Below are 24723 nucleotides of genomic sequence, written 5' to 3'. Positions count from 1 at the left end.
AATGATTAACGTAGTGCTATGTGGTGGAAATGGAACGAGGTTATGGCCTCTGTCAAGAACACTATATCCTAAGCAATTTATCAAAATACTTTCTGATCAATCTTTATTTCAAATGACCATATTGCGCAACAAGCCTTTTTGCAGTAAAACAGTGGTTGTTTCAAACGAGGAACAGTACTTTTTGGCATTGGATCATTTACGAGAGATAAAAGTTGAAGCTGATAGATTCATCCTTGAGCCGATTGGAAGAAATACCGCTCCTGCGATTGCTCTCGCCTGTTTATCTGTACATAAAGACGAACTGGTGATGGTTACTCCTTCTGATCACATTGTTAAGAACGAGACGGAATATGCTCGTTGTATAAATAAGGCAGAGATGTTGGCTAATAATAACCATCTTGTTACGTTTGGTATTACACCTTATTATCCTGAAACGGGCTACGGATATATAGAGTCTGATGGAGTTGAAGTTATTTCATTCAAGGAAAAGCCCGATAAAATGACTGCAGAAAAATATATAGACAGAGGTAACTTCTATTGGAACAGCGGGATGTTCATGTTTAAGGCGGGGGTCTTTTTGAACGAACTAGAACAGCATGCTCCTGAAATTTATAAACGTTCTTTAATCGCTTTTGAGGAGTCGCAGTTACATTATGATACGGTTCGTGTTCAAAAAGAGCACATGGAGTCTATCCCTTCAAACAGTATTGATTATGCAGTTATGGAAAATAGTCAAAGTGTAAAAATGGTCCCATCGGATATTGGTTGGTCTGATTTAGGCAGCTTTGAATCACTGTACGAAGAGCTGCCTAAAGATGAAAATTTTAATACAATTTCTGATAATTATTTGGGTATAGATTCAGCTCACAATTTGATATTTTCGGAGGACAGAACGATAGCTACGGTAGATGTAGATGATCTTATTGTAGTTGATACTCCGGATGCGCTGCTTATTGCAAAGCAAGGTTCGTCACAAAAGGTGAAGGAGATTGTTGGCGAACTAACAAATAAGAATTCTCAATTGCGGCATAACCATGTTACAAGCTATCGGCCATGGGGGCATCAAACAGTTCTGGACTCAGCACCACAATATAAGATAAAGAGAGTTGTAGTGAAGCCTGGGCAGGAGCTCAGCGTTCAAAAGCACTATCACCGAAACGAGCATTGGATTGTAGTCAGCGGAACGGCGCTTGTTAGGATTAATGATAAGGAGTCCCTAATAAGGACAAATGAATCTGCATTAATTCCTATGGGGAAAGAGCATTCAGTTATGAACCCGGGGAAGATTGACCTTATATTAATTGAAGTTCAGGTCGGCGAATATGTGGAAGAAGATGATGTGGTGAGGAATGACAATTAAAGATTTCCTAAATTAAAACTAACGTAAGATATTTTAAAATTCTGAAGAGGTGTGGAGTTTGAATAGAATATCGCTATCAATTAAAAAACACCCGATTTTTTATAGTGTATTTTTAATGGTGCTAGTATTGTTGATAACCTATGTTTCAATTTTAAGCGGAAAGCTATGGCTGAAATGGGACGTTTATGCTGCAGCATTTCCACTATCTGTTGCAATCTCAGATGCTCTGCAACATGGTCAACTCCCTCTCTGGGAACCTTTTTCATATAGAGGAGTGCCTTTGTCACATTTAATAGGAGTTTCAATATGGTCTCCACTTACCATATTGTTAGGCTTTATAGGCTACTCTCAGTATTTAATGCAAATTCAATATATTCTACTGATTCTGTTTGCTGCTCTGTTTATGTATATATCAATATTTATAGCCTTCAGAAACCCTTGGATTTCTATGGTTGGGGGAGTAGCTTACGCAACATGTGGACAATTTGTTAGTAATGCTCAACATTTAACTTTTCTAGTACCTATGGTTCTTTTTCCATTATTACATCTTTCGTATAAAAAATGGTCTCTTGAAAATAAATACAGGTGGAGTATTTTACTCGGAGTTACCATAGGAATGTTAATATTAAATAATTATCCTCCATTTCTATTCATGAGTGTATTTTTTATCCTTATTGAATACATATTTGATATTAAAACAGCCTTTGGTGGCAAAAAGAAAGCAACAATTGCACTTGAACATTTTAAGCATTTTCTTGTTGCTTTTATAGTTGCTTTCTTTTCAGGATTTGTAAGTATAGTAACTACTCTTGAGATAATATCCCAAATAACAAGAGGAGAGCTTTCTTGGGAACTATCGACTGCTTCATCACTAAATCATTGGTATTTTACTAGCTTTTTATCTCCTGTTTTGGTACAAATCTTACATGCATCAAGATTAGACATAGATTTATCTATGAATAATATTTATATGTCTTTACCAGTTATATTATTAGTGTTTGTAACATTTCCAAAAAAAAAGTTTGAATACATGATGATATTCTTAATAATTTTATCTATTTTCACTACTATGGGTAACTATGGACCAATATATAGATTTTATTATGAGTTTATGCCAAGTCTTGATTCTTTTAAATTCCCTACAGGTTTTAGATATTTATATTTCTATTATTTAACTTTCTATGCAATGTACAATTTTAACAAGATTATCAATAATAATAACTTAGAACTAACAAAAAGACTGAAAGAGAACACTAAGTTGGCTCTTTATGCGCTAACAGTTTTGATTAGTTTTCTAGTAATGATATATATATTTAAAATTAACACTGTAAATATCCCAAGATTCACTGTTATGGAATTATTGGGGACTATAGTCATACTTTTCTTATTTAAACGCCTTCTTTCTGTTGACAGTAAAAGGAATTTACTTCTCATTTGTGTTTGTATAATCATTTTTGGAGCATTAGGAGTATTAAGAAATGAAGAGTTTACTATTGGCACTTCAGAAAAGCCTGAATCTTATGACCATTATATTGAATCAAAATACAACAACTATCCGAGAGAGATTGGTAACTCCTTCACAGATCCTACCCCTCTCAACGTTATAGGACATACTATTTTAACTAGAGAATTTCAAACCGGAGGATACGTTGGCAGTTTTGAATTATTAAAATTTAAAGAAGCTTATGACCAAGGGGAACTACCTAACAAGGGGGATCCTGTTGTATTTGCAGTAAGTGAGAAGAATATCTCATCGGATATAGATACTCCACTTAATATCGAGAACAAAGATAATGTCTTAATTCCTGAGTATATTAGCTATACTCCTAATAAATTTGAAGTTCAAATGACATTGGATGAAACGAGCTACGTAATTTTAGAACAGACCATTTTCAATGGGTGGGTTGCATCAGTAAATAATTTGAAAACACCGATACAAGAGTTTGAGGGTGGAGTAATGGGGATTAAAGCGGAAAAGGGTGTTAATCACATTACATTCGAGTTCAAACCAACATTAACTATAATTTCTGCGTGGATTACTTTTTTATCATGGATTATCCTTATTGTATTTGGATTAATACTCGCATTTAGAAAATTTTATTCCTATCTGAGTAAATCGAATAAAGCGAGTGTTTAGTGGAAATGGCATGTGAAAAATCAGGTTAGAGCATAGAGGACAGGGGAAAGTCATTTTATGAGAGTTACCAGATTCATAACTTAAAACAAACTAATTTTGCTGGGTTCTATTATTTTGTTTTGTTTCTATCTGTTTCAAAACTATGATGTGAATTACTACGACGAAACAGGTTACATCCATGTTAGTAAGATGATCCTTACTGAAGGTTTATTTAATGTAGCTGAACCTTTAAGGACTTATCTATACCCATTAATAATCTCTTTATCTAGCATTTTTCGAATGGAAATATTGAGATAATTAAGATTATTGCAAGCTTCTTTCAGTTTGGAGTATATGTTTATACTATATACGCTATTCTAGGGGAGTTTTCCAAGCCTGTGGTCAAAAAAACCGTTATAACTTTTGGACTTTTAAATCCTTATCTTGTTCAATCAACAACTCTTTTCTTAACGGATCTTCTTGCGACGTATGCAATTATTTTATCATTGCTCCAAGTGATAATCGCTGATTTTACTAAGCGAAGACCATACTATTTATCTTTTATATATATAGTCGCTGCAGTAATGATAAGGCCTTCTTCTCTGGTAATGGTCCCAGTTATAGGGCTTATATATGTCTTAAAGAAAGTTTTGCTAAAAGACATAAGTTTTTGCGATGTATTTTGGCAGGATTAGTAGCATTGGTGCTCATGATTTCACAATTGTACAACAATGTTACACAGTATGATGACTGGACTCCATTAATTCATGAAGATTTATATGAATTCCAAAGCCAGCTAGCGGCAAGTTACCTTAAATATGGAACTGTGGTCATTCCCGATGAGGAACCTGGACTCGTGTTTAAATCACCATATGCTATAAATTCAGGCGAAAATAAACGATTTAATACTTAATAAGCCTCATATTTTCCTAGCAACTTACTTTACTCATCTTTTTGGAGCAATTGATTGGGGTTATATCGATACGTATATTACTGAGTGGTATCCAATAAGCAGGCTGTTAGGCTCGATATTTATATATTTGTATTGGATTATTGCCCTTTATGGGGTTTACGCATTCTTCTCCAAAAAAAACAAACAGGCTCATGAGTGGTTCTTGGGGCTTTCACTCATGATTTCCTTCATCATTTACTGGCTTTTCATAGGTTCAACTGTAGTTGAATCGAAATTTGGATATCCGTTGTTCATGATAATGTTGCCTTTCTCTGGATTAGGAATAGGAAAACTAATTTCTGAATGGAATTTATCAAATTCTAAATTCAATAAAAAAGCAATGCTTATATTCTCATATATCTTCATAACGCTTGTACTGTTCTACTTATCCTTTACTTTAGATGAACGGGCAGGAAGAATCGATTGGTTTGCATATTTTCTAAGCTAATAGGAGGCTGACATGAATATTATTGAGAGCAGTGAGCTTATGACTGTAAATGAACTCGGCGATGAGAGAGGGTTATTAACAGTAATTGAGGAAATGAAAACCATCCCTTTTGAGATAAAGAGAGTTTTTTATATTTATGGGACGAAGATGGGAGTTCGAAGAGGCTTTCATGCTCATTATAAAACAAGACAAGCTCTAATTTGTGTTTCCGGCAGCTGTAAGGTTTATTTGGATAATACCCATAGAAAAACAGATGTTTTACTAGATTCCCCAACCAAAGTACTCATATTGGAACCGAATGACTGGCACGAGATGTATGATTTTTCAGAAGATGCTGTACTGCTCGTACTTTCATCCCATCTCTATAATGCAGAGGATTACATTCGCGATTATGATAAGTTTTTAGAGGTGTATGGATCATGACCAATTATTATACTCATCCGCGATCTATAGTAGAAACGAACAATATAGGTGAAGATACCCGAGTTTGGGCGTTTGCTCACATCCTTCCAGGAGCCATCGTAGGAAGTAATTGTAATATTAATGATCATACTTTTATTGAGAATGATGTGGTCATTGGTAATAACGTAACGGTCAAATCCGGAGTATATCTATGGGATGGACTGCGCGTAGGGGATAACGTATTTATAGGCCCGAATGTCACGTTTACAAACGATATGAGACCAAGATCTAAACAGTATCCATCAGAATTCTTAAAGACACATCTGGAAGATTGGGCATCCATTGGAGCTAATTCGACGATCATTGGCGGCGTCAAGATAGGGAGATACGCAATGGTAGGTGCAGGCTCGGTTGTTACGAAAGACGTACCCAATAACACTCTCTGGTTTGGTAATCCTGCAAGGTTTCAGTCATACATATGCAATTGTGGCGAGAAGCTTAATAAGCAATTGGAATGTGAATCCTGCGGTAAGGAATATATGATTAACGAAGGTATTATTAGCGAAAGAGACACCAAAGACTCCTAAGGAACAGGTGAATATAAAATGATTCCATTTTTAGATTTGAAGAAAATTAACCTAAAATATGAAGAAGCAATTGTAGAAGGTGTTAAGAAGGTTTTACATTCAGGTTGGTATGTACTTGGTGAAGAAGTAAGAAAATTTGAGCAGGCATTTGCCGAGTATTGTGAAACAAAATATGCAATTGGTGTCGCCAATGGCCTTGATGCATTGGAACTAATTATCAAAGCGTATGATATTGGTCCGGGTGACGAAGTCATCGTTCCTTCGAATACGTATATTGCATCTATTCTGTCCGTTTCTGCTAACGGTGCAAAACCTGTCTTAGTAGAGCCCGATTTAAGAACGTATAATATTGATCCGCACAAAATTGAAGAAAGTATCAGTCCCAGAACAAAGGCTATTATGGTTGTACACTTGTATGGACAAGCATGCAATATGAATCCCATCTATGAAATAGCGAAAAAACATAATCTTAAGATAATAGAGGACTGTGCTCAAGCACATGGGGCTGTTTATCACGATATAAAGGTTGGCAATCTTGGAGATGCTGCTGCTTTTAGTTTTTATCCAGGTAAGAATTTAGGTGCATTAGGTGATGCAGGGGCAATTACAACGAATGATGATGAGTTATACAAGACAATTATCGCTTTAAGGAATTATGGCTCTCACAGAAAATATGAAAATATGTATAAAGGGTACAACAGTAGACTGGACGAACTCCAGGCGCCCATATTGCAAGCAAAATTAGAGCAACTGGACAGCGAGAATAACACTCGGAGAGACATAGCCCTCTATTACCTGAATCATATTACAAATCCTCATATTATATTGCCTTTTGTTGAATATCAGGAAACCTCTCATGTATGGCATGTTTTTGTAATACGTACAACGAATCGTCAGGATTTTGTTGATTATATGGGCGAAAACGGGGTTCAGACCATGATCCATTATCCTATAGCGCCTCATAAGCAACAAGCATACAAGGAATGGAATGGAGAAAGTTACGAGCTCTCAGAAAAGATCCATTCTGAAGTGGTCAGTCTGCCGATCAGTCCGGTAATGGAGATGAAGGATGTGCAACGAGTGGTGGAGGTAGTCAATGAGTACAAACCGACTTAAGTTCTCAATTGTAGTGCCTGTGTATTTTAATGAATTAAACATACCTCACACTATACCGCGATTACAAAGCTTAGAACGAATCATCCCGGATTGTGAATTTGAATTTATATTTGTGGATGATGGTTCTAAGGATAAATCACTCAGTTTGCTGTTAGAGGCGAGAGAAGAGGATTCACGTATTAAAGTCATAAAGCTAAGCAAAAATTTTGGCTCGATGTCTGCAATAGAAGCAGGTTTGAAATATAGTACTGGTGACTGCGTGGGAATTATAGCTGCCGATTTGCAGGATCCTCCAGAATTGTTTAAAGATATGATAGAGCAATGGAGAGTCGGTAAAAAGGTTGTATTGGGGACCAGATCTGATAGAGAGGAATCCTTTTCCCAAAAGCTCTTCTCCAATACGTATTATGCTTTGTTAAGAAGGTTTGCTTTAAAGGGTTACCCAGAGGGTGGATTTGACTTTTTACTGATAGATCGGCAAGTTGTTAAGGAAGTACTGGACATACATGAAAAAAATACAAACATAATGAGTCTTATCTATTGGCTGGGACATGATAGAGCTGTTATCCCTTATGTGAGACAAGAGCGCAAGTTGGGAAAATCCAAGTGGACTCTTGCTAAGAAGGTAAAACTGTTTGTGGATTCTTTTGTCAGCTTCTCCTATGCCCCTATCCGATTTATGTCATTTATAGGATTGCTCACTGCGGTGTTGAGTATACTTTACGGGGGGGTCGTTATAATTAGTACCCTCTTTGGTATCATCGATTTGCAGGGCTGGACTACAATTATAGCGTTAATTACTTTTTTGCTGGGAATTATCATGGTTATGCTAGGGATTATTGGTGAGTATCTTTGGAGGATATTGGATGAGAGCAGAGAACGGCCGTCATACGTGGTTGACGAAACTTATCAGTAAAGAGTTCTTTAAGTTCGTGATAAGTGGTGGGATTAATACACTAGTAACCTATATATTTTATCTTCTATTACTGATGTTTTTGGGATACTCGCTATCTTATACCATTTCGTATGTCTCAGGAATCTTTCTATCCTATTATTTGAATTCGGTCTTCGTTTTTAAGGAGAAGATATCTTTTATAAAGTTTTTGAAATTTCCTGTCGTGTATTTGATTCAGTATCTAATTAATATTGTTATGGTATATTTATTCGTCGAGAAACTGCAAGTTTCTCCTTTGCTTGTACCTCTAATCGTTATTATTATTTCTATGCCAATAACTTTTGTCATATCTAAGCTTATAATTAAAGGAAAAGGAAGGGAAGTGCACGAATGAAAGGTATAATTCTAGCGGGAGGAACAGGCTCAAGACTGTATCCTTTAACAAAAGTAACAAATAAACATTTGCTCCCTGTTGGTAAATATCCAATGATTTTTCATAGTATACAAAAACTAAAGGAAGCCGATGTTACAGATATCCTTGTAGTGACAGGAAAAGAGCATATGGGAGATGTCGTTAACCTACTTGGCAGTGGGCGAGAAATGGAAGTTAATTTTACATACAAGGTGCAGGATGAGGCTGGAGGAATAGCACAAGCTCTGGATCTTGCCGAACAATATGTTGGAAATGATAAGATGATCGTCATTTTAGGGGATAACGTGTTTGAGGATGACATCTCGCCATATGTTGAAAAGTTCAGGAATCAAGGAGCAGGGGCAAAATTATTGCTTCAAAAAGTTGATGATCCGCATCGATTTGGAGTTGCTGAGCTTAGTGGTGATAACATTATTTCGATTGAAGAAAAGCCTGCACAGCCAAAGAGCGACTTTGCAGTAACTGGAATATATATGTTTGATGATGCGGTATTCGATATTATTAAGACCTTGAGGCCTTCAAGTCGTGGCGAATTAGAAATAACAGACGTTAACAATGCATACATTAGAAAAGGTCAGTTAACATTTGATATACTTCAAGGATGGTGGACTGACGCAGGTACACACACATCATTATCACGAGCAAATGAGCTAGCGAAAGATATCACATTTGGTGTGGAAATGGGGAAATTGAAACTATAAGGAGAAAATAAAATGAAAGTGACTCCATTAAAATTGCAAGGTGCATTTGTAATTGATCCTATTGTGCACAAAGACAATCGAGGCTTTTTTATGGAAAGCTATAATCAATATAATCATCAAAAAGAAGGGTTGAATTATTCATTTATACAAGATAATCATTCCCTATCTAAAGAAGTAGGAGTCATTAGAGGTTTGCACTATCAGTTAAATCCAAAATCACAAACAAAATTAGTCAGGGTTACATCAGGCGCAATTTATGATGTTATTGTGGATATTCGGAAAAATTCCGGTACTTATGGAAAATGGATCGGTATTATCTTGAGTGAATATAATTATCGTCAGTTATTGGTCCCACAAGGATTTGCACATGGTTTTTGTACTTTGGTGCCTAATACTGAGGTTATTTACAAAGTGGATGATTATTATTCGCCGGAACATGACCGAGGCATCCTTTGGAATGACCCGGATTTAGAAATAGATTGGCCGACATCTACACCTATACTGTCCGATAAGGATAAGAAACATCCATGCTTGAAAGATGCAGAAATTAATTTCACTTAGGGGGAAAACGATGAAGGTTTTAGTAACCGGTGGAGCTGGATTTATTGGTAGTAACTTTGTCATATATATGCTTAAAAAGTATCCAGATTATCAAATTATCAATTTGGATGCATTGACTTATGCGGGTAATTTGGAGAATCTTAAATCTGTAGAAGGTAATAAGAATTATAAATTTATTAAGGCAGATATTACAGATGTGAAGTCTGTAGAAAACGTCTTTTCAGAAGGTGTTGATATAGTCGTCAATTTCGCTGCCGAGTCGCATGTGGATCGAAGCATACTCCAGCCAGATATTTTTGTGAAGACCAACGTTCTTGGAACACAAGTATTGCTGGAGGCTTCCAAAAAATATGGAGTTAAAAAATATGTTCAAGTTTCAACGGATGAAGTGTACGGATCATTAGGGGAAACAGGATTATTCTCTGAAGATACACCGTTATCACCAAACAGTCCATATTCTGCTAGTAAAGCAGGTGGTGATTTGCTGGTTAGGGCTTATCACGAGACCTTTAATTTACCCGTCAATATAACCCGGTGCTCTAACAATTATGGACCTTATCAATTCCCTGAAAAGTTAATACCGCTGATTATTTCCAATGCTTTAAATGATAAGACGCTTCCTGTTTATGGGGATGGGCTTAATATCCGTGACTGGTTATACGTTGAAGATCACTGTAGCGCTGTTGATTTAGTAATCCACCAAGGACGTAATGGAGAAGTATATAATATAGGCGGCAATAATGAACGTACAAATATTTATATTGTAAAGGAAATCCTTGCTGCTCTGAACAAGCCGGAATCTCTTATCAGTTATGTTGCGGACCGACCTGGGCATGACCGTAGATATGGAATTGATGCAACTAAAATTACGGATGAACTAGGCTGGCAGCCAAAGTATAACTTTGAAACGGGCATCAAAGCAACGATAGCGTGGTACCTAGACAATAAGGAATGGTGGAATACCATTCAATCAGGACAATACAAGGAATATTACGACAAACAATATTCTAAACGACTTGGTGAAATTTAATGAGAGTGCTAGTCACTGGAGCATCTGGTCAGCTCGGAAGAGAGGTTGTTCTTGCATTAACTAATGCCGGTCAGAATGTACTGGGCTGTAACCGAGATGAATTAGATATCACAGATGAAGTAATCTGTGATAGGAAAATTCAGGACTATAGACCGGATGTAGTAATACACTGTGCAGCGTTTACGGCAGTTGACAAGGCAGAAGAAGAAGCGGACTTGGCATACAAAGTGAATTGTATAGGAACACGAAATATAGCGATTGCTGCTGAGAGCGTAGGAGCTAAACTGGTATATATAAGTACGGATTATGTGTTTGATGGATTATCTTCAAATACATATGTTGAATATGACAGTACAAATCCGAAAAGCGTGTACGGTAAAACCAAGCTTGCTGGAGAAGTCGTGGTACAAAACTTCTCGACGAAACATTTTATTGTTCGAACTTCCTGGGTCTATGGTTTGTATGGCAGTAACTTTGTAAAGACAATGCTGCAACTAGGGCAGAATAAACCCGAAGTAAAGGTTGTAAACGACCAAACGGGATCTCCGACTTATACGCTAGATCTAGCTAATTTTATTATCGAATTGATCCTAACAAATAAATTCGGGATTTATCATGCATCTAATAGTGGTAAATGTACGTGGTACGAGTTTACTCAAGAAATCTTCTCTGAAGCCAAAAAGCTGGGTTTTCCTATCAATGCTAACCTAATTCCTTGTACTACAGAAGATTTTCCTCGGCCGGCTCCTCGACCAAAAAACTCAGTCATGGAGCATATGGCTATTAGAGCAAATGGATTTTTGGATATCAGATCTTGGCAAGATGGTTTGAGAGCATTCCTTTTCGAATTAAAAAACTAAAATAAGCTGGTTTCGGTGCTTACTGGAACCAGCTTATTTTAGTTATAAAATTATTTAATCCTCGTCAATAACAAAAGATGCTAAAGAGTCTCTTCAGTTATAAAGATATTAAATCTCCATTCTCATTTTAACGATTCAAATATGCAATGAATGTTTGCGTGACGTACAAACTCGTGCATAAGTTTTACAATTTTACCTGAAATCACGTAGGATGTGCTATAATTGTCGATATATTAGTACAATTTGTCAGGAGATTTCTCATGGATCTTAGCATTATCATCGTGAATTACAATACGAGGCAGCTAACGCTGGATTGCATTGCATCTGTATATGAATCCAGAACGGAGTATGCCTACGAAATCATTTTAATAGATAACCATTCTAGCGACGGTACCGTTGAAGCAGTTGCTGAACAGTTTCCAGAGGTTCGCCTAATAGCCAACCAAGAGAATACAGGATTTGCGAAAGCGAACAATCAGGGGCTCGCGATAGCTAGTGGCCGATATTCACTTCTGCTCAATTCGGATACCGTCGTACAGCAGGACACTTTGCAAACGATGCTATCCTTCATGGATGCCCCGGAGAATAAGAAGGTAGGAGCAGCGGGCTGCAAGATTATTTTGCCGGATGGATCGCTGGATAAGGCCTGCAAGAGAGGCTTCCCGACGCCTTCTGCGTCATTCTATTATGCATTTGGCATTTCGAAGCTGTTTCCCGATAACCCGAAGTATAATCAATACCAGCTGGGACATCTGGACCCGGATCAAGCTTATCCTATCGATTGCCTAGTAGGGGCATTTATGCTGGTAAGGCGAGAAGCTATAGAGCAGGTGGGAGGTCTGGACGAGACCTTCTTTATGTACGGCGAAGATATAGACTGGTGCTACCGGATCAAGCAAGCGGACTGGGACATTCACTACTACCCATATACATATATTATTCACTACAAAGGCGCCAGTTCTCGAAGAAAGCCAGCCAAGATCATCTACGAATTTCATAGAGCTATGTGGATATTTCATCAGAAGCATTACCAAGCGAAATATAGTGTAGTGACAAATGCAGCCGTGTATAGCGGAATTGGCGTCAAACTCGCAGCATCTTTCTTTAAAAATGGATTGGCCCGGTTTGTTAGCAGGGGAGAGTCAGAGCCTCAATTAACCGGAAAGTCTTCTCGCAATGAGGTGAACTTATGATCCGCAGAAATCAGCAGTTGTTAACACAGCTGTATGTCGGTGTGGATTTCTTCATTATACAGCTTTCTTTTTTACTCGCCTGGTGGCTGAAGTTTGAGAGTGGATTGCTGCCATACGATGTGTCCGTACCTCTCGAAACTTATACGCTGTGGAGCCTTGTATATGGAGCAGTTGCCATTATCATTGGTTTTCTAGTATCTTTATACACGCCTAAGCGTAAGAAGCGGTATGCCGAGGATTTTTGGAAAATTATCGAGATTCATTTAATCAGCTTATTCATTTTGTTAAGCTTGATGTTTTTCTTCAAAGAAGTGGATATTTCCCGTGCCTATCTGGGAATGTACATGATCGGGAACATTACCTTTACCCTGCTGTACCGCTATGTATTAAAACAGATTCTTAAGTCCTTACGTCAAAAAGGGTACAATCGTCAGTTTATGCTCATTCTAGGAGCGGGCTCTCTTGGCCGAACATTCTACAATAATTTGCGACAGTATCCTGACTTAGGTTATGAGGTCATTGGCTTTCTGGACGATTATCGGAAGTGGGATACGGACGAGCAGAAGCATTTCAAGCCGATTCTAGGCTCGATGGATGATCTGTCAGCCATTCTTACTAAACATTTGATCGATGAAGTTGTACTCGCTCTCCCGCTGGATGCACACAGCAAATATCCGGAGATTATTAACACATGTGAAAAAGCAGGTGTCCGCACCTTAATCATCCCGGACTTTTTTGATTATTTGCCAGCGCGCCCGATGTTTGATTACTTTGCCGGCATGCCGCTTATCAACGTAAGAGACATTCCGCTCGATCTGACGATGAACCGATTGGTCAAGCGGGTGTTCGATATCGTCTTTTCCATACTGGCCATTATCATTACCCTCCCATTGATGCTGCTTGTTGCGCTGGGGGTGAAGCTGACTTCACCTGGACCGATTATTTTTAAACAAGAGCGTGTGGGCCTGAACCGCAGAACATTCCATATGTACAAGTTTCGCTCGATGAAGCTGCTTCCAGAGGGAATGGTGGACACCGGCTGGACTACTCGCAATGACCCGAGACGCACGAGATTCGGCTCCTTCATAAGAGCTACGAGTCTAGATGAGCTTCCACAGTTCTTCAACGTACTGCTCGGACATATGAGTGTGGTTGGTCCGCGTCCGGAGCGTCCGTACTTTGTGAATCAGTTCAAGGAGGAAATTCCAAAATACATGATTAAGCATCATGTGCGTCCAGGGATTACTGGGCTTGCCCAGAGCCAGGGACTACGTGGAGACACTTCTATTCAGGACCGGATCGAGCAGGATATTTTCTATATTGAGAATTGGTCCCTGCTGTTTGACATCAAAATTATTTTTAAGACCATCCTTAATGGATTTAAGAACGCATACTGAAAGCTATGAAAAAAGATGGCAGACTCTTGCTCCAAGAGAACGCCATCTTTTTTTACCGTCCTTATTACTTGCCTCTATCTAAGTCAAAATATCTCCCTCTACCTATTACCTTAAACTGTCGGCCTACTTCACACCCACTTCAAGAATAATGCCCTTCTCTGCAAGATTATCCAGACACTCCTTCATGTAGGCATCGTCATGCTCATCATACCGCGCATGGGACATCACATCGTATGCTTCCGCCCAATCCCAAGAATCGGTCTGCTTTCCGCGATAAGCGGGATTCTCCCATAGGCTGTCTACGTTGTATCCTCGGTTTTTCATTTCTTCCATAATTAAAATGTGGTAACGAACCAGCTTCAGCGGATGATAGTTAAACACATAATTCACGGTCGCGTGTTTCTTGCCCCATCCGCCGCCCCGCAGGGCGCAGCATTCCCGGTGCTGTCCCAGCAGCTGGGGTCTCGGGAGCACACGGATTAGATCTTCATGCCACAAACGCATTTATATTTCTCACCCAATCATCGTTTATTTCTATTTATATAAGCATAGGCGAGAGGATTTAAGCAGGTCAATGGCAAACATCTTCCTATGGGGTTATTTGAAAATCTATCGTTTTTTCGACAAACATTGTTTATACTGAAAGAATTGGATTTTGATCTATATTTTTAATTTTATAGGAATAGGGAGGTTCGTGGATATGACAACCATTATGGAACAGCTCAGAAAAGAAACGGCGGAGGATCATGATCAGATTGAGCAAAATGATTACGCCACAGCCATTATGAACCATACCCTTACTACAGCCGAATACCAGGCGTATCTAGAGAAATTTTACGGCTTTATTCTGCCGATTGAACAGCAAATTGCAAAGATAGATGGTGTCCAGGAGCTCGGCATCGATATGAAGCACCGTGCCAAATCACCACTGCTGGAGCAGGATCTGGCATTCATCTCTTCAAATAGAGAGCAGATTCCCATCTGCCATGACATTCCCGAGATCGCTTCAACCGAACAGCTGCTGGGTTATCTATATGTCATTGAAGGCTCCACGCTGGGAGGACAGATCATCACCCGTAAGCTGAAGGACCATCTTGCCCTGGAGCCAGGAGCGGGACTCTCTTATTTTAATGCTTATGGACAAGATACACGTACGCAGTGGAAAGAATTAAGTGAGACGATGAACACGGCTGTTGAAGCCGGTGCGGATCGCGAGATAATCGTTGGTACGGCAAAAGAGACCTTCCGATTGCTCAATCAATGGCTTATCAGCCGTACTGCTGGTAGCCAATTATAAAGGGAGGATCTTACGACAATGTCAGGAACCGGGGATTACCAGGATGACCAGTTATTGAATCGAACACTGTACAATTCACAAGAGGAACTCGATCCGGGTGAGCCTATAGACCTGACCAATTGTGAGAAGGAGCCGATACACATTCCGGGAATGATTCAGCCGCATGGGGTTTTGATCTCCGTGTTGGGTGAATCTCCCCATACGATTGTGCAATGCAGTGCCAATACCTTTGAATTTTTCGGACGAAAAGCGGAGGAGCTGATCGGAACACCGGTTGCAGATCTCATTGGCGGGGAGTCACTGCAAGAGCTGATTGATCGTAATTTAAGCGCGAGTGATACGTCAGATCTGCAATATATGAGTTTAAAGATTAACGCTGGTGATACAGATGATCGTTTCTTTGGCATCGCTCATTCCAGCGAAGGTCTGATTATATTAGAGCTTGAGCCGGCTCAAGAAGAGCCGTCTACGACGAATGATTATAACTGGATTCATAACTTCTTCAGTCGAGTTAAGCGTACCAGTACGAGATATGAGGCCAGCCAGGTGGTTGCTGAACAAGTGAAGGAGATGCTTGGGTACGACCGGGTCATGGTCTATGAATTTGATGAGCAGTGGAATGGTAAGGTTATAGCGGAAGCGAGGGAAGTGGGGCTGGAACCTTTTTTGGGTCATCACTATCCAGCCTCCGATATTCCGAGACAAGCCCGTGAGCTCTACCTCCGCAACTGGCTTAGAACGATTGTTGACGTAGATTATGCACCTGTGCCGATTGTGCCGACTGTGCAGCCATTGACAGGTAAACCGCTGAACCTCAGCCTGTCTGTGCTCAGAAGTGTATCTCCCATGCACATTGAATATCTGCAGAACATGGGAGTCCAGGCCACGGTAACGATATCTCTGATTCATGATGGCGAGCTGTGGGGACTGATTACGTGTCATCACTATTCTCCTAAATATGTGCCCCACCGTATAAGGAACCTGTGTAATTTTTTGGGTGCTTTCTTCAGCAGTGAATTGGTTCAGCGTCAGCAGCTGGATGATTATCAGGAAGAGATTAAGCTGAGACAGACCGCTTCGCGAATTGTGCAGATCTTTATTGGCAATACAAGCTCAAACCGTGTGATTGCGGATTTGGATAAGGAGCAGGAGTCTTTGCTTCATCTGATGAAAGCATCAGGAGTGGTCGTATCGTATCAGAATGATCTCATGTTTTATGGGAAGACGCCTTCTGCTGAACAGGTTCGAGATCTGGCAGACTGGCTTTCGAGTCAAGCGAAGGACTATACCTATCATTCTTCGAAGCTGAGTGCAGAGTATCCTCCAGCTGAGAAATACAAAAAAGTAGGCTCTGGAGTGCTCTATCTGTCTATGGACCAAATGCATCGGGATTATATCATTTGGTTCAGAGCCGAGGTGCTTCAGACCGTGGATTGGGCAGGCGATCCAGCGAAAGCGGTCATAAAAGCAGACGACGGATACCGCTTGTCTCCCCGCAAATCTTTTGAAAAATGGCGAGAGGTAGTAGAATCAACTTCGTATCCTTGGCTGAGCAAGGAGCTGAATATTCTCCCTGAGCTAAAAAGTATTGTTCGGAGCCAGACAGAGAATCAGCTCAGACAGATGGAAGTAGAAGCGATTCAAAATGCCCGCATTCTTCGAGATAATGAACACCGGTATTTGCAGCTGATGGAGCTGTCTCCGGTCGGATTTTTTACGGTAACCCAAGGCAAGATCATATACTGTAATTCTAAAGCAGCACAGCAGCTTGGCTACGAGTCAACAGAAGAGCTGAACGGCAAAGCGTTTCATCATTATATCGCTGATTCATCAAAGGATGGTTTTCATCAGAAGATGGAAGAGCTTGATACGGGAAATACTGAGCTGATTACAGGCAAATCTTATTTCAAACAGGCTGATGGTGATTCACTCCTTCTGGAGTATACGCTGGCTTCTGTTATGCATGGGGGCGAGCCGTCCTTTATGATTCTAATCCATCAGGGTGTATCCAGTAGTGACAAAAAGGAATATGCGGAAATGACAGATCAGCTCAAAAGCTATCTTGTTACCGATTCGCTCACAGGACTTTCGATCTGCTCTGTTTTTGATAGAGAGCTGTGTCAGGAATGGGAGAGCTGTATAGTAGAAAAATACTCCATGGGGCTGCTCATGATTGATGTAGATGATTTTCGTACGTACAATCTTACCCATGGGCTTAAGAACGGAGATCTCTGTCTGCAATGGGTTGCTGACGTCCTGAGAGTACTTGGAGAAAGGGAAGAATATCATGCTTCCATTTGTAGAAGAAGCGGCGGCAAATTCAGGCTGCGGCTCAAGGATGTGACCAAAGAAGTGATGCTGACCCTGGCAGAAGAGATCAGACAAGGAGTAGAGGCGCTTCAAATCCCTGTACAACATAGTCTACATGAATACAATCATGAATGGTTGACCGTAAGCGTTGGTGCAGCGGTCATATTGCCCGATGCAACGACTCATCCTGATGTTTTGTTCGAGCAAGCAGAAGCTTCCCTGCGTTCAGCCAAAAACCAAGGTAAGAACAATGTTACGATGCTATAACGGAACTTATTTCATAAATGATTCATTCAATTCTATTTCATCATGAATGAGTTACTACATTAATTCACGATGAATTTAAGGTTCTCTATAAACTTTTGGAAGTATTTTGCAGATAATTAGCTTAGGGGCTGTCCTTAAGCACACCATTCAAACTCGCTTGGAAGGCTGCTTAGATCGCGCCTCTTAGCGGGTCTTTTTTGATAGCTCGGAAGAATCATATAAATTACATAAGCGTAAGTGAGGTTTTAGGATATGGCAAAAGCAACCCGAAGACCCAAAGAGTTTACACAGGCCCAGCTGTATGAGCTCAGACATAATCCGAATGTGTCCAGTATAGAGGGCAGGAATATTACATACACACCCGTTTTCAAAATTGCTGCGATACGGGCAGATCAGGACGGCATACGGCCAAGGGAGATTTTTATACGCGGCGGCTTCTGCTTGGAAGCGATAGGTACCGATACTCCGAAGAGATGCCTGCAGCGATGGAGGGCGATCTTTGATAAGTATGGAGAGAAGGGGCTTATGAATGAGGGCAGACAGCGACATAACCGTAAGCACTGGACCTTGGAGGAGAAGCTGCAGGATAAGCTTCATGTTGCGGAGGAGCAGATTCGTCTACTGAAGGATGAGAATGCTCAATTAAAACGGGAGCTGAGAGAATTGCAGAAGCTCTACGCGGAGAAGCCCAAACAATTATATGTCCGCAATCGGGTAAGTGAGTATTGAGGCAGGATTGTGTCATAAGTGAATGATTTAATGAGTGAATGGTTTAGAGCACAAATGTTTAATCCGGTTAAATTAAATCAATGACAGCGTAATTAAGGCAGCTCCCTATCCGTGGCTTCCTAGTTCCTGTGTAAACCTGCTCTTTCGCGAGAAAGGCGCAGGTTTTTTGGTATTCCATCCTCCGTTTCCAGCTAAAAATCTTGTTCGCCTCGCATACGAACATTGACTTACCTTATCCCCTATCATAGACTTGTTTTAGTAGTGATTTGCTCGCGTGGAGGAATGGAATTTTGAAGGAAATGATCAAGGAATGGAAGCATATTTTCAAACTCGATCCTGACCGGGAACTGACGGATGAGGCGCTTGATGCGGTATGCATGTCTGGATCCGATGCGATTATGATTGGCGGCTCTTCCGGCGTCACGTACGATAACACGGTGGACCTGCTGTCCAGGGTGCGGAGATACGAGCTTCCATGTGTGCAAGAAATTTCTGACCTTGAGGCGGTTGTCCCGGGATTTGATCTGTACATGGTCCCCATGGTGCTGAATGCACAGGATACGCGCTGGATCACCGGACAGCATCAGGCCGCCATTGAGCAGTTTGGGTATATGATTCCTTGGGAGCTTATTGTGTGTGAAGGATATATTGTATTGAACCCGGATTCAACGGTAGCGCGGCTGACTTCTCCGAATACAGACCTTGAGGCCGAAGGGGTTGCTGCTTACGTACAGGTAGCGGACAGACTGATGAATCTGCCTGTTGTGTATATTGAATACAGTGGAACCTTCGGTGAGATGGAAAAGGTAGAGGCTGCTCGCCATGCAGCATTCCAGTCTCAGCTATTTTATGGCGGCGGAATTGTTGATTATGATACAGCAGCTCAGGCGGCAAAAGCAGCACACACTATTGTTGTCGGTAATGCCGTTTATTATGATCTGCCATCAGCGCTTGCTACGGTTCAGGCTGTCAAACCGGGTGAGAACAAACAAACCGGGTGATGCACTTTTTTTACTTCAATAACGAAAGGGGCTTGCATGTATGCAATCCATTAATATACAGGACGCTGTTGCACGTCTGAACCCTCCGCAGCGGGAGGCTGTTGTTACAACAGAAGGGCCGCTTCTTATTATGGCCGGCGCAGGCAGTGGTAAGACGAGAGTGTTGACCCATCGTATCGCTTACTTGATTGCCACTAAGAAAACAGCACCTTGGGGCATTCTCGCCATTACATTTACGAATAAGGCAGCACGGGAGATGCAGGAACGGGTATCCAAGCTCGTCGGCTCTGAAGGACGGGATATATGGGTATCCACGTTTCACTCCATGTGTGTGCGGATTTTGCGCCGCGATATAGAACGAATCGGATTTACTTCGAACTTTAGTATTCTAGACTCGGCAGATCAGCTGTCGGTTATTCGTAATTGCATGAAGGATTTGAACATCGATACGAAGAAATTTGAACCCAAAGCGATTCAGTCTGCCATGAGCACCGCGAAGAATGAATTGGTCACTCCGGCACAGTATGAAGCGAAGATCGGCGATTATTTTGAAGGTATTGTGGCGAAAGTATACACGATGTACCAAAAACGGCTGAAAGCGAACAACTCGCTTGATTTCGATGACCTCATCATGACGACCATTCAGCTCTTCAAAGAAGTGCCTGAAGTGCTTGATTTTTATCAGAAGAAATTCCAATACATCCATGTGGACGAGTATCAGGATACAAACCGTGCACAATATATGTTAACTCGGATGCTGGCGGACAAGCATCACCGTATATGCGTTGTAGGTGATAGTGACCAGTCGATTTATCGTTGGCGCGGTGCGGATATCAGCAATATTTTGAACTTTGAAGAGGATTATCCGGAAGCTCGTACGATTCTGCTGGAGCAGAATTATCGTTCCACCTCTAACATTCTGGACGCAGCTAATGCTGTCATCGCACTTAATTCGGGACGCAAGCCGAAGAAGCTGTGGACGGATAAGACGGGCGGAGACAAGATTAAGGTCTACCGTGCAGATTCCGAGCATGACGAAGGATACTTTGTTACGTCAGAGATCAGTAAGAACGTCAATAAGGGCAAGAGCTACCAGGATCATGCAATATTGTATCGGACCAACGCACAGTCCCGGGTAATCGAGGAAATATTGATTAAGTCCGATATTCCTTACCAAATCGTCGGCGGGATTAAGTTCTATGACCGTAAAGAGATCAAGGACGTCCTTGCTTATTTGCGCCTTCTATCGAACCCTGATGACGATATCAGCCTCACGCGAATTATTAATGTGCCTAAACGCGGCATTGGTGATACGACCGTTGGCAAGCTCGCTGCCGCAGCAGGGGAGAGAGGCGTGTCCATTTTCAAGGTGCTTGAGGTAGTTGATGATCTGGGGTTTGCTGGACGTACACGCAATGCGCTTGTTGAATTTTATGATATGATTGCGGCCCTGCATCGGATGGTTGAGTATCTATCGGTAACGGAGCTGACGGAAAAAATACTGGAGATGAGCCAGTATCGTCTGGAGTTCCAGAACGAGAATACACTGGAGTCCAAGGCCAGACTTGAAAATATAGATGAGTTCCTGTCTGTGACGATGGAATTCGAGAAGAACAACGAAGATAAGTCGCTCGTTTCGTTCCTAACGGATCTTGCTCTGATCGCTGACATTGACAGCATGAATGATGATGAGGAAGAGCAGGACGATGCAGTCGTTCTGATGACGATGCACAGTGCCAAGGGGCTTGAGTTTCCGGTTGTCTTCATTATCGGGATGGAGGAAGGTGTGTTCCCGCACAGCCGGACCTTTATGGATGAGGAGGAGCTTGAAGAGGAGCGTCGCCTTGCCTATGTAGGGATTACGCGTGCGGAACAGCAGCTCTTCTTGTCCTGTGCTCAAATGCGGACGTTGTTCGGACGGACGACAGCGAACCCGCCTTCTCGCTTCCTGGATGAGATTCCGGAAGATCTCAAGGAGGATACGAAAATAGCCCAGGACCGCTATCGCCGCGGAGGAGGCACCAATGCTGGCGGTTCCTATGGAGGACGCGGATTCTCTGGAGGGGGAAGCAACTTTGGAGGGTCACGAACCAGCACAGGCTTTGGTGGTTCCACAGCTTCGGCAGCGGCTTCCAAAGTATCTGTTACTACGGGGAGATCAAGTGCAGCTGCAAGTACGGCAGGCAGTGGCTCGAAGGACTTCGCCGCAGGAGACAAAGTACAGCATGGTAAATGGGGGACAGGAACGATTGTTTCTATTAAAGGTGCAGGCAATGACATGGAGCTGCAGATTGCTTTTCCTGCCCCGGTTGGTGTAAAACGTCTGCTCGCCGGTTTTGCGCCGATAACCAAAGTGGAATAATAAGGGTGGCAAGGCTGTGTGCGCATAGCTTTTTGCTGATTAACCGTTCAAGCTATAGAATTTAAACTGAACATCATAGGTGAGTTCACCATTTAATGAAGGTACCCGTGAGAAGGCAATATCTGTAGGGCAGAATGAGATTATCTAGCAGCATATTCTGGCAGTGCATGAGTTTGGCTTCTCACGGACCTTACATAATTATTTTAATTTATTTTCACGGAGGGATAGCCCTACATGGATCCAATGCATCGATTGGAGCAGCTCGTAAAAGAGCTGAATGAGTACAACTATCACTATTACACGCTGGATAAGCCCAAGATTAGTGATAAAGAATATGATGTTTTGTACGATGAGCTGGTATCGCTGGAGACGCAAAGCGGGATTGTACTGCCCGATTCTCCGACTCAGCGTGTGGGAGGCGAGCTCCTCAAAGGCTTCAAGCCTCATCGCCATTTATCTCCTCTATGGAGCTTGGACAAGGCACAGAACATTGAACAGCTTCGAAGCTGGAACGGCAGAGTGCAGCGTCTTGTTCAGGATTATAACAGCAAGAATCCCGATACACCGCTTCCGGAGCCGGGTTATGCGATTGAATTGAAGTTTGATGGTCTCACATTGAATTTGACCTACACGGATGGGCAGCTTGTTCAAGCCTCGACCCGGGGAAATGGAGTTACAGGTGAAGGGATTTTGGCGCAAGTAAAAACGATCAAGTCTGTACCGCTGACCATTCCATACACCGACGGTACGATTGAGGTTCAAGGTGAAGGGATTATGAATCTCTCCGTGCTGAACAAATATAACGAGACGGCAGCCGATCCTCTCAAAAATGCGCGTAATGCCGCAGCAGGCGCCCTTCGAAACCTGAATCCCAAAGTAACAGCAGAGCGCAGGCTCAGTGCTTTCTTCTATAATGTGGGCTATTCGGACGCAGTTCAATTTGAGAGTCATGAAGAAATGATGCAGTTTCTGCGCGACAATCATTTTAAGGTAAATCCATATATCAGCTACTTCCAAGAGTTTGACGATGTGATGGAGCGTCTCGCGGAAATCCAGGAGAACCGTGATAAGCTGGACTATCTTATTGATGGAGCGGTGATTAAGCTTACAGATATGCGTACCCGGCAGGTATTGGGCTATACAGATAAATTCCCACGGTGGGCTGTTGCCTATAAGTTTGAGGCGGAGGAAACAACGACGGTACTGAACTCGGTCAGCTGGAATGTGGGACGAACAGGAAAAGTCACGCCGCTGGCTCGTGTTGAACCGGTTGAACTAGCAGGAGTAACGGTATCCAACTGTACACTGAACAACGTTGGCGATATAGAGCGTAAGAACTTGAAGTTCGCACTCGGAACACGTGTCTTTATTCGCCGATCGAATGATGTCATCCCGGAGATTTTGGGCAAGGTGACAGAAGAGGCAGATGGAGAAGAGATTGTGTATCCTACAGAATGTCCTTCTTGCGGGTTCCCACTGGAGGAGCGCGGTGCACATTTATTCTGCAACAATAAAATGAACTGCAAGCCGCAAATCGTAGCCCGAATCTCTCATTTTGCTTCCCGCGATGCCATGGACATTGAAACGTTCAGTGACAAGACGGCAATTCAGCTTCATGATGAAAAAGGCTTAAAAGAAGCGGCAGAGCTCTACACCCTGACTTATGAGGATCTTATTGGGTTGTCCCGATTCGGTGACAAGAAGGCGAAAAATCTGCTGGCAGCCATCGAAGAGAGCAAAGGCAGAGATCTAGCATCCTTCTTATATGCCTTGGGTATCCCGAACACCGGAAAATCAACCACCAAAATGCTCGCTGACCATTACCGCGATCTTCACCGCATTATGAATGCGACAGTAGAGGAACTGGTGGAGCTTCCTGATGTGGGACTTATCGTAGCAGAGAGTATCGTATCCTTCTTCCAGGATCCATTTATACAAGCAAGTATCGAGAAGATGCTGTCTCTTGGAGTCGAGGCCAAAGCACCTGAAGAAGCACAGGTCGTTGTGACCGACTCATTCTTCAGTGGGAAGACCGTTGTACTTACAGGAACCTTGCATCAGCTAACGAGAGAAGAGGCTACCGAACGACTTGAGGCGCTGGGCGCAAAAGTAACGGGAAGTGTATCGAAAAAAACAGATCTCGTCATAGCGGGGGAAAAAGCCGGAAGTAAGCTCGCTAAAGCTCAGCAGCTAGGTATAGACACCATTGAAGACGAAGATGAATTCGTTAAGCTTCTGCAGCTTAAGTAGAATTCTATCGTTAACCAGCATGTATTGTTATAGATGTGGAAGCGCAGTCTGTCGTATTGATCTTTGTCGACAGCTGCGTTTCTTTTTTCTCAGTTCCGTAGAATGAAATTTAATTTATAAATAAGGGTTGTCAAAATAATTTTAACGTGTTATATTATTTCTTGTCGCTTCAAGCGATACAAAAACATTGTCGAAAGATGTTGAAAAACGTCGAAAAAAGATGTTGACAACAACGACAATGAAATGATATGATAAATATCCAGTCGCGAGAAATTAGCGACTAAGATAAAGGAATCAAGTTCTTTGAAAACTGAACAAATGGATGATGAAATTTAAGAGAACATTACGTTCTCGTCAGTTTTTCTAAATGAGCTTAATCGCTCTCTTTTTTGGAGAGTTTGATCCTGGCTCAGGACGAACGCTGGCGGCGTGCCTAATACATGCAAGTCGAGCGGA

Annotated in this window: 20 protein-coding genes and 1 rRNA gene; 20 read left to right on the top strand and 1 reads right to left on the bottom strand. The window is 41.7% G+C overall.

The features are described 5' to 3' along the window. Window position 1: 1 nt before the first annotated feature. From ACFSVM_RS22185 to ACFSVM_RS22125, 13 genes are all read left to right on the top strand, one after another. Entirely contained in the window at window positions 2-1360 is a 1359-nt protein-coding gene (locus tag ACFSVM_RS22185) for a mannose-1-phosphate guanylyltransferase/mannose-6-phosphate isomerase (protein WP_379264618.1), read from the top strand. Window positions 1361-1418: 58 nt separating this feature from the next. Then, on the top strand, window positions 1419-3497 hold the full coding sequence (locus tag ACFSVM_RS22180; protein ID WP_379264616.1) for a YfhO family protein: 2079 nt from the start codon (window positions 1419-1421) through the stop codon (window positions 3495-3497). Window positions 3498-4888: 1391 nt separating this feature from the next. Further along, complete coding sequence (locus ACFSVM_RS22175) at window positions 4889-5299, top strand: sugar 3,4-ketoisomerase (RefSeq protein WP_379264614.1); 411 nt, start codon at window positions 4889-4891, stop codon at window positions 5297-5299. Then, a complete protein-coding gene (locus tag ACFSVM_RS22170; RefSeq protein WP_379264612.1) occupies window positions 5296-5865 on the top strand; it encodes an acyltransferase in 570 nt (189 codons plus the stop codon). The genes ACFSVM_RS22175 and ACFSVM_RS22170 overlap by 4 nt, the downstream gene beginning before the upstream one ends. An 18-nt stretch (window positions 5866-5883) precedes the next feature. Beyond that, on the top strand, window positions 5884-6981 hold the full coding sequence (locus tag ACFSVM_RS22165) for a DegT/DnrJ/EryC1/StrS family aminotransferase (protein WP_379264610.1): 1098 nt from the start codon (window positions 5884-5886) through the stop codon (window positions 6979-6981). Beyond that, window positions 6962-7897, top strand: coding sequence for a glycosyltransferase family 2 protein (locus tag ACFSVM_RS22160; protein WP_379264608.1), 936 nt, complete (start codon window positions 6962-6964; stop codon window positions 7895-7897). Before ACFSVM_RS22165 ends, ACFSVM_RS22160 begins: the two co-directional genes overlap by 20 nt. Beyond that, on the top strand, window positions 7848-8270 hold the full coding sequence (locus ACFSVM_RS22155; protein WP_379264606.1) for a GtrA family protein: 423 nt from the start codon (window positions 7848-7850) through the stop codon (window positions 8268-8270). Before ACFSVM_RS22160 ends, ACFSVM_RS22155 begins: the two co-directional genes overlap by 50 nt. Further along, window positions 8267-9010, top strand: coding sequence for a sugar phosphate nucleotidyltransferase (locus ACFSVM_RS22150; protein WP_379264604.1), 744 nt, complete (start codon window positions 8267-8269; stop codon window positions 9008-9010). Before ACFSVM_RS22155 ends, ACFSVM_RS22150 begins: the two co-directional genes overlap by 4 nt. A 12-nt stretch (window positions 9011-9022) precedes the next feature. Further along, the gene (gene rfbC / locus ACFSVM_RS22145; protein WP_379264602.1) at window positions 9023-9571 is read left to right on the top strand and encodes a dTDP-4-dehydrorhamnose 3,5-epimerase; all 549 of its coding nucleotides are present in this window, start codon (window positions 9023-9025) and stop codon (window positions 9569-9571) included. 10 nt (window positions 9572-9581) lie between these two features. Then, window positions 9582-10601, top strand: coding sequence for a dTDP-glucose 4,6-dehydratase (gene rfbB / locus ACFSVM_RS22140; RefSeq protein WP_379264600.1), 1020 nt, complete (start codon window positions 9582-9584; stop codon window positions 10599-10601). Further along, window positions 10601-11461 (top strand): dTDP-4-dehydrorhamnose reductase, encoded by an 861-nt coding sequence (rfbD, locus tag ACFSVM_RS22135; RefSeq protein WP_379264598.1) that lies wholly within the window; start codon window positions 10601-10603, stop codon window positions 11459-11461. Before rfbB ends, rfbD begins: the two co-directional genes overlap by 1 nt. Before the next feature lie 260 nt (window positions 11462-11721). Further along, window positions 11722-12654 (top strand): glycosyltransferase family 2 protein, encoded by a 933-nt coding sequence (locus ACFSVM_RS22130; RefSeq protein ID WP_076314574.1) that lies wholly within the window; start codon window positions 11722-11724, stop codon window positions 12652-12654. Beyond that, a complete protein-coding gene (locus ACFSVM_RS22125) occupies window positions 12651-14051 on the top strand; it encodes an undecaprenyl-phosphate glucose phosphotransferase (protein WP_090724579.1) in 1401 nt (466 codons plus the stop codon). Before ACFSVM_RS22130 ends, ACFSVM_RS22125 begins: the two co-directional genes overlap by 4 nt. A 123-nt stretch (window positions 14052-14174) precedes the next feature. On the opposite strand, the gene ACFSVM_RS22120 is transcribed toward ACFSVM_RS22125, so the two are convergent. Further along, a complete protein-coding gene (locus ACFSVM_RS22120; protein WP_379264594.1) occupies window positions 14175-14555 on the bottom strand; it encodes a TIGR02328 family protein in 381 nt (126 codons plus the stop codon). 196 nt (window positions 14556-14751) lie between these two features. Between ACFSVM_RS22120 and ACFSVM_RS22115 the strand changes: the two genes are divergently transcribed. The 7 genes from ACFSVM_RS22115 to ACFSVM_RS22085 all read left to right on the top strand — a co-directional run. After that, window positions 14752-15348 carry a biliverdin-producing heme oxygenase gene (locus ACFSVM_RS22115; RefSeq protein ID WP_090724576.1) on the top strand — a complete coding sequence of 199 codons (597 nt, stop codon included), beginning with the start codon at window positions 14752-14754 and terminating at the stop codon, window positions 15346-15348. Between the two features lie 18 nt (window positions 15349-15366). Then, complete coding sequence (locus tag ACFSVM_RS22110) at window positions 15367-17925, top strand: diguanylate cyclase domain-containing protein (RefSeq protein WP_379264592.1); 2559 nt, start codon at window positions 15367-15369, stop codon at window positions 17923-17925. 252 nt (window positions 17926-18177) lie between these two features. Further along, window positions 18178-18654 (top strand): hypothetical protein, encoded by a 477-nt coding sequence (locus tag ACFSVM_RS22105; RefSeq protein ID WP_090724573.1) that lies wholly within the window; start codon window positions 18178-18180, stop codon window positions 18652-18654. A 290-nt stretch (window positions 18655-18944) separates the two neighbouring features. Further along, the gene (locus ACFSVM_RS22100; RefSeq protein ID WP_076314580.1) at window positions 18945-19655 is read left to right on the top strand and encodes a heptaprenylglyceryl phosphate synthase; all 711 of its coding nucleotides are present in this window, start codon (window positions 18945-18947) and stop codon (window positions 19653-19655) included. Window positions 19656-19695: 40 nt separating this feature from the next. Continuing rightward, window positions 19696-22017 carry a DNA helicase PcrA gene (gene pcrA, locus ACFSVM_RS22095; RefSeq protein ID WP_379264588.1) on the top strand — a complete coding sequence of 774 codons (2322 nt, stop codon included), beginning with the start codon at window positions 19696-19698 and terminating at the stop codon, window positions 22015-22017. Window positions 22018-22251: 234 nt separating this feature from the next. Then, on the top strand, window positions 22252-24267 hold the full coding sequence (ligA, locus tag ACFSVM_RS22090; RefSeq protein WP_076314582.1) for an NAD-dependent DNA ligase LigA: 2016 nt from the start codon (window positions 22252-22254) through the stop codon (window positions 24265-24267). Window positions 24268-24653: 386 nt separating this feature from the next. After that, window positions 24654-24723, top strand: a 16S ribosomal RNA gene (locus ACFSVM_RS22085); the annotation flags it as partial.

The organism is Paenibacillus shunpengii, from assembly GCF_042684905.1.
Taxonomy (GTDB): domain Bacteria; phylum Bacillota; class Bacilli; order Paenibacillales; family Paenibacillaceae; genus Paenibacillus; species Paenibacillus shunpengii.
This window is presented reverse-complemented; position numbering and strand designations above follow the sequence as displayed.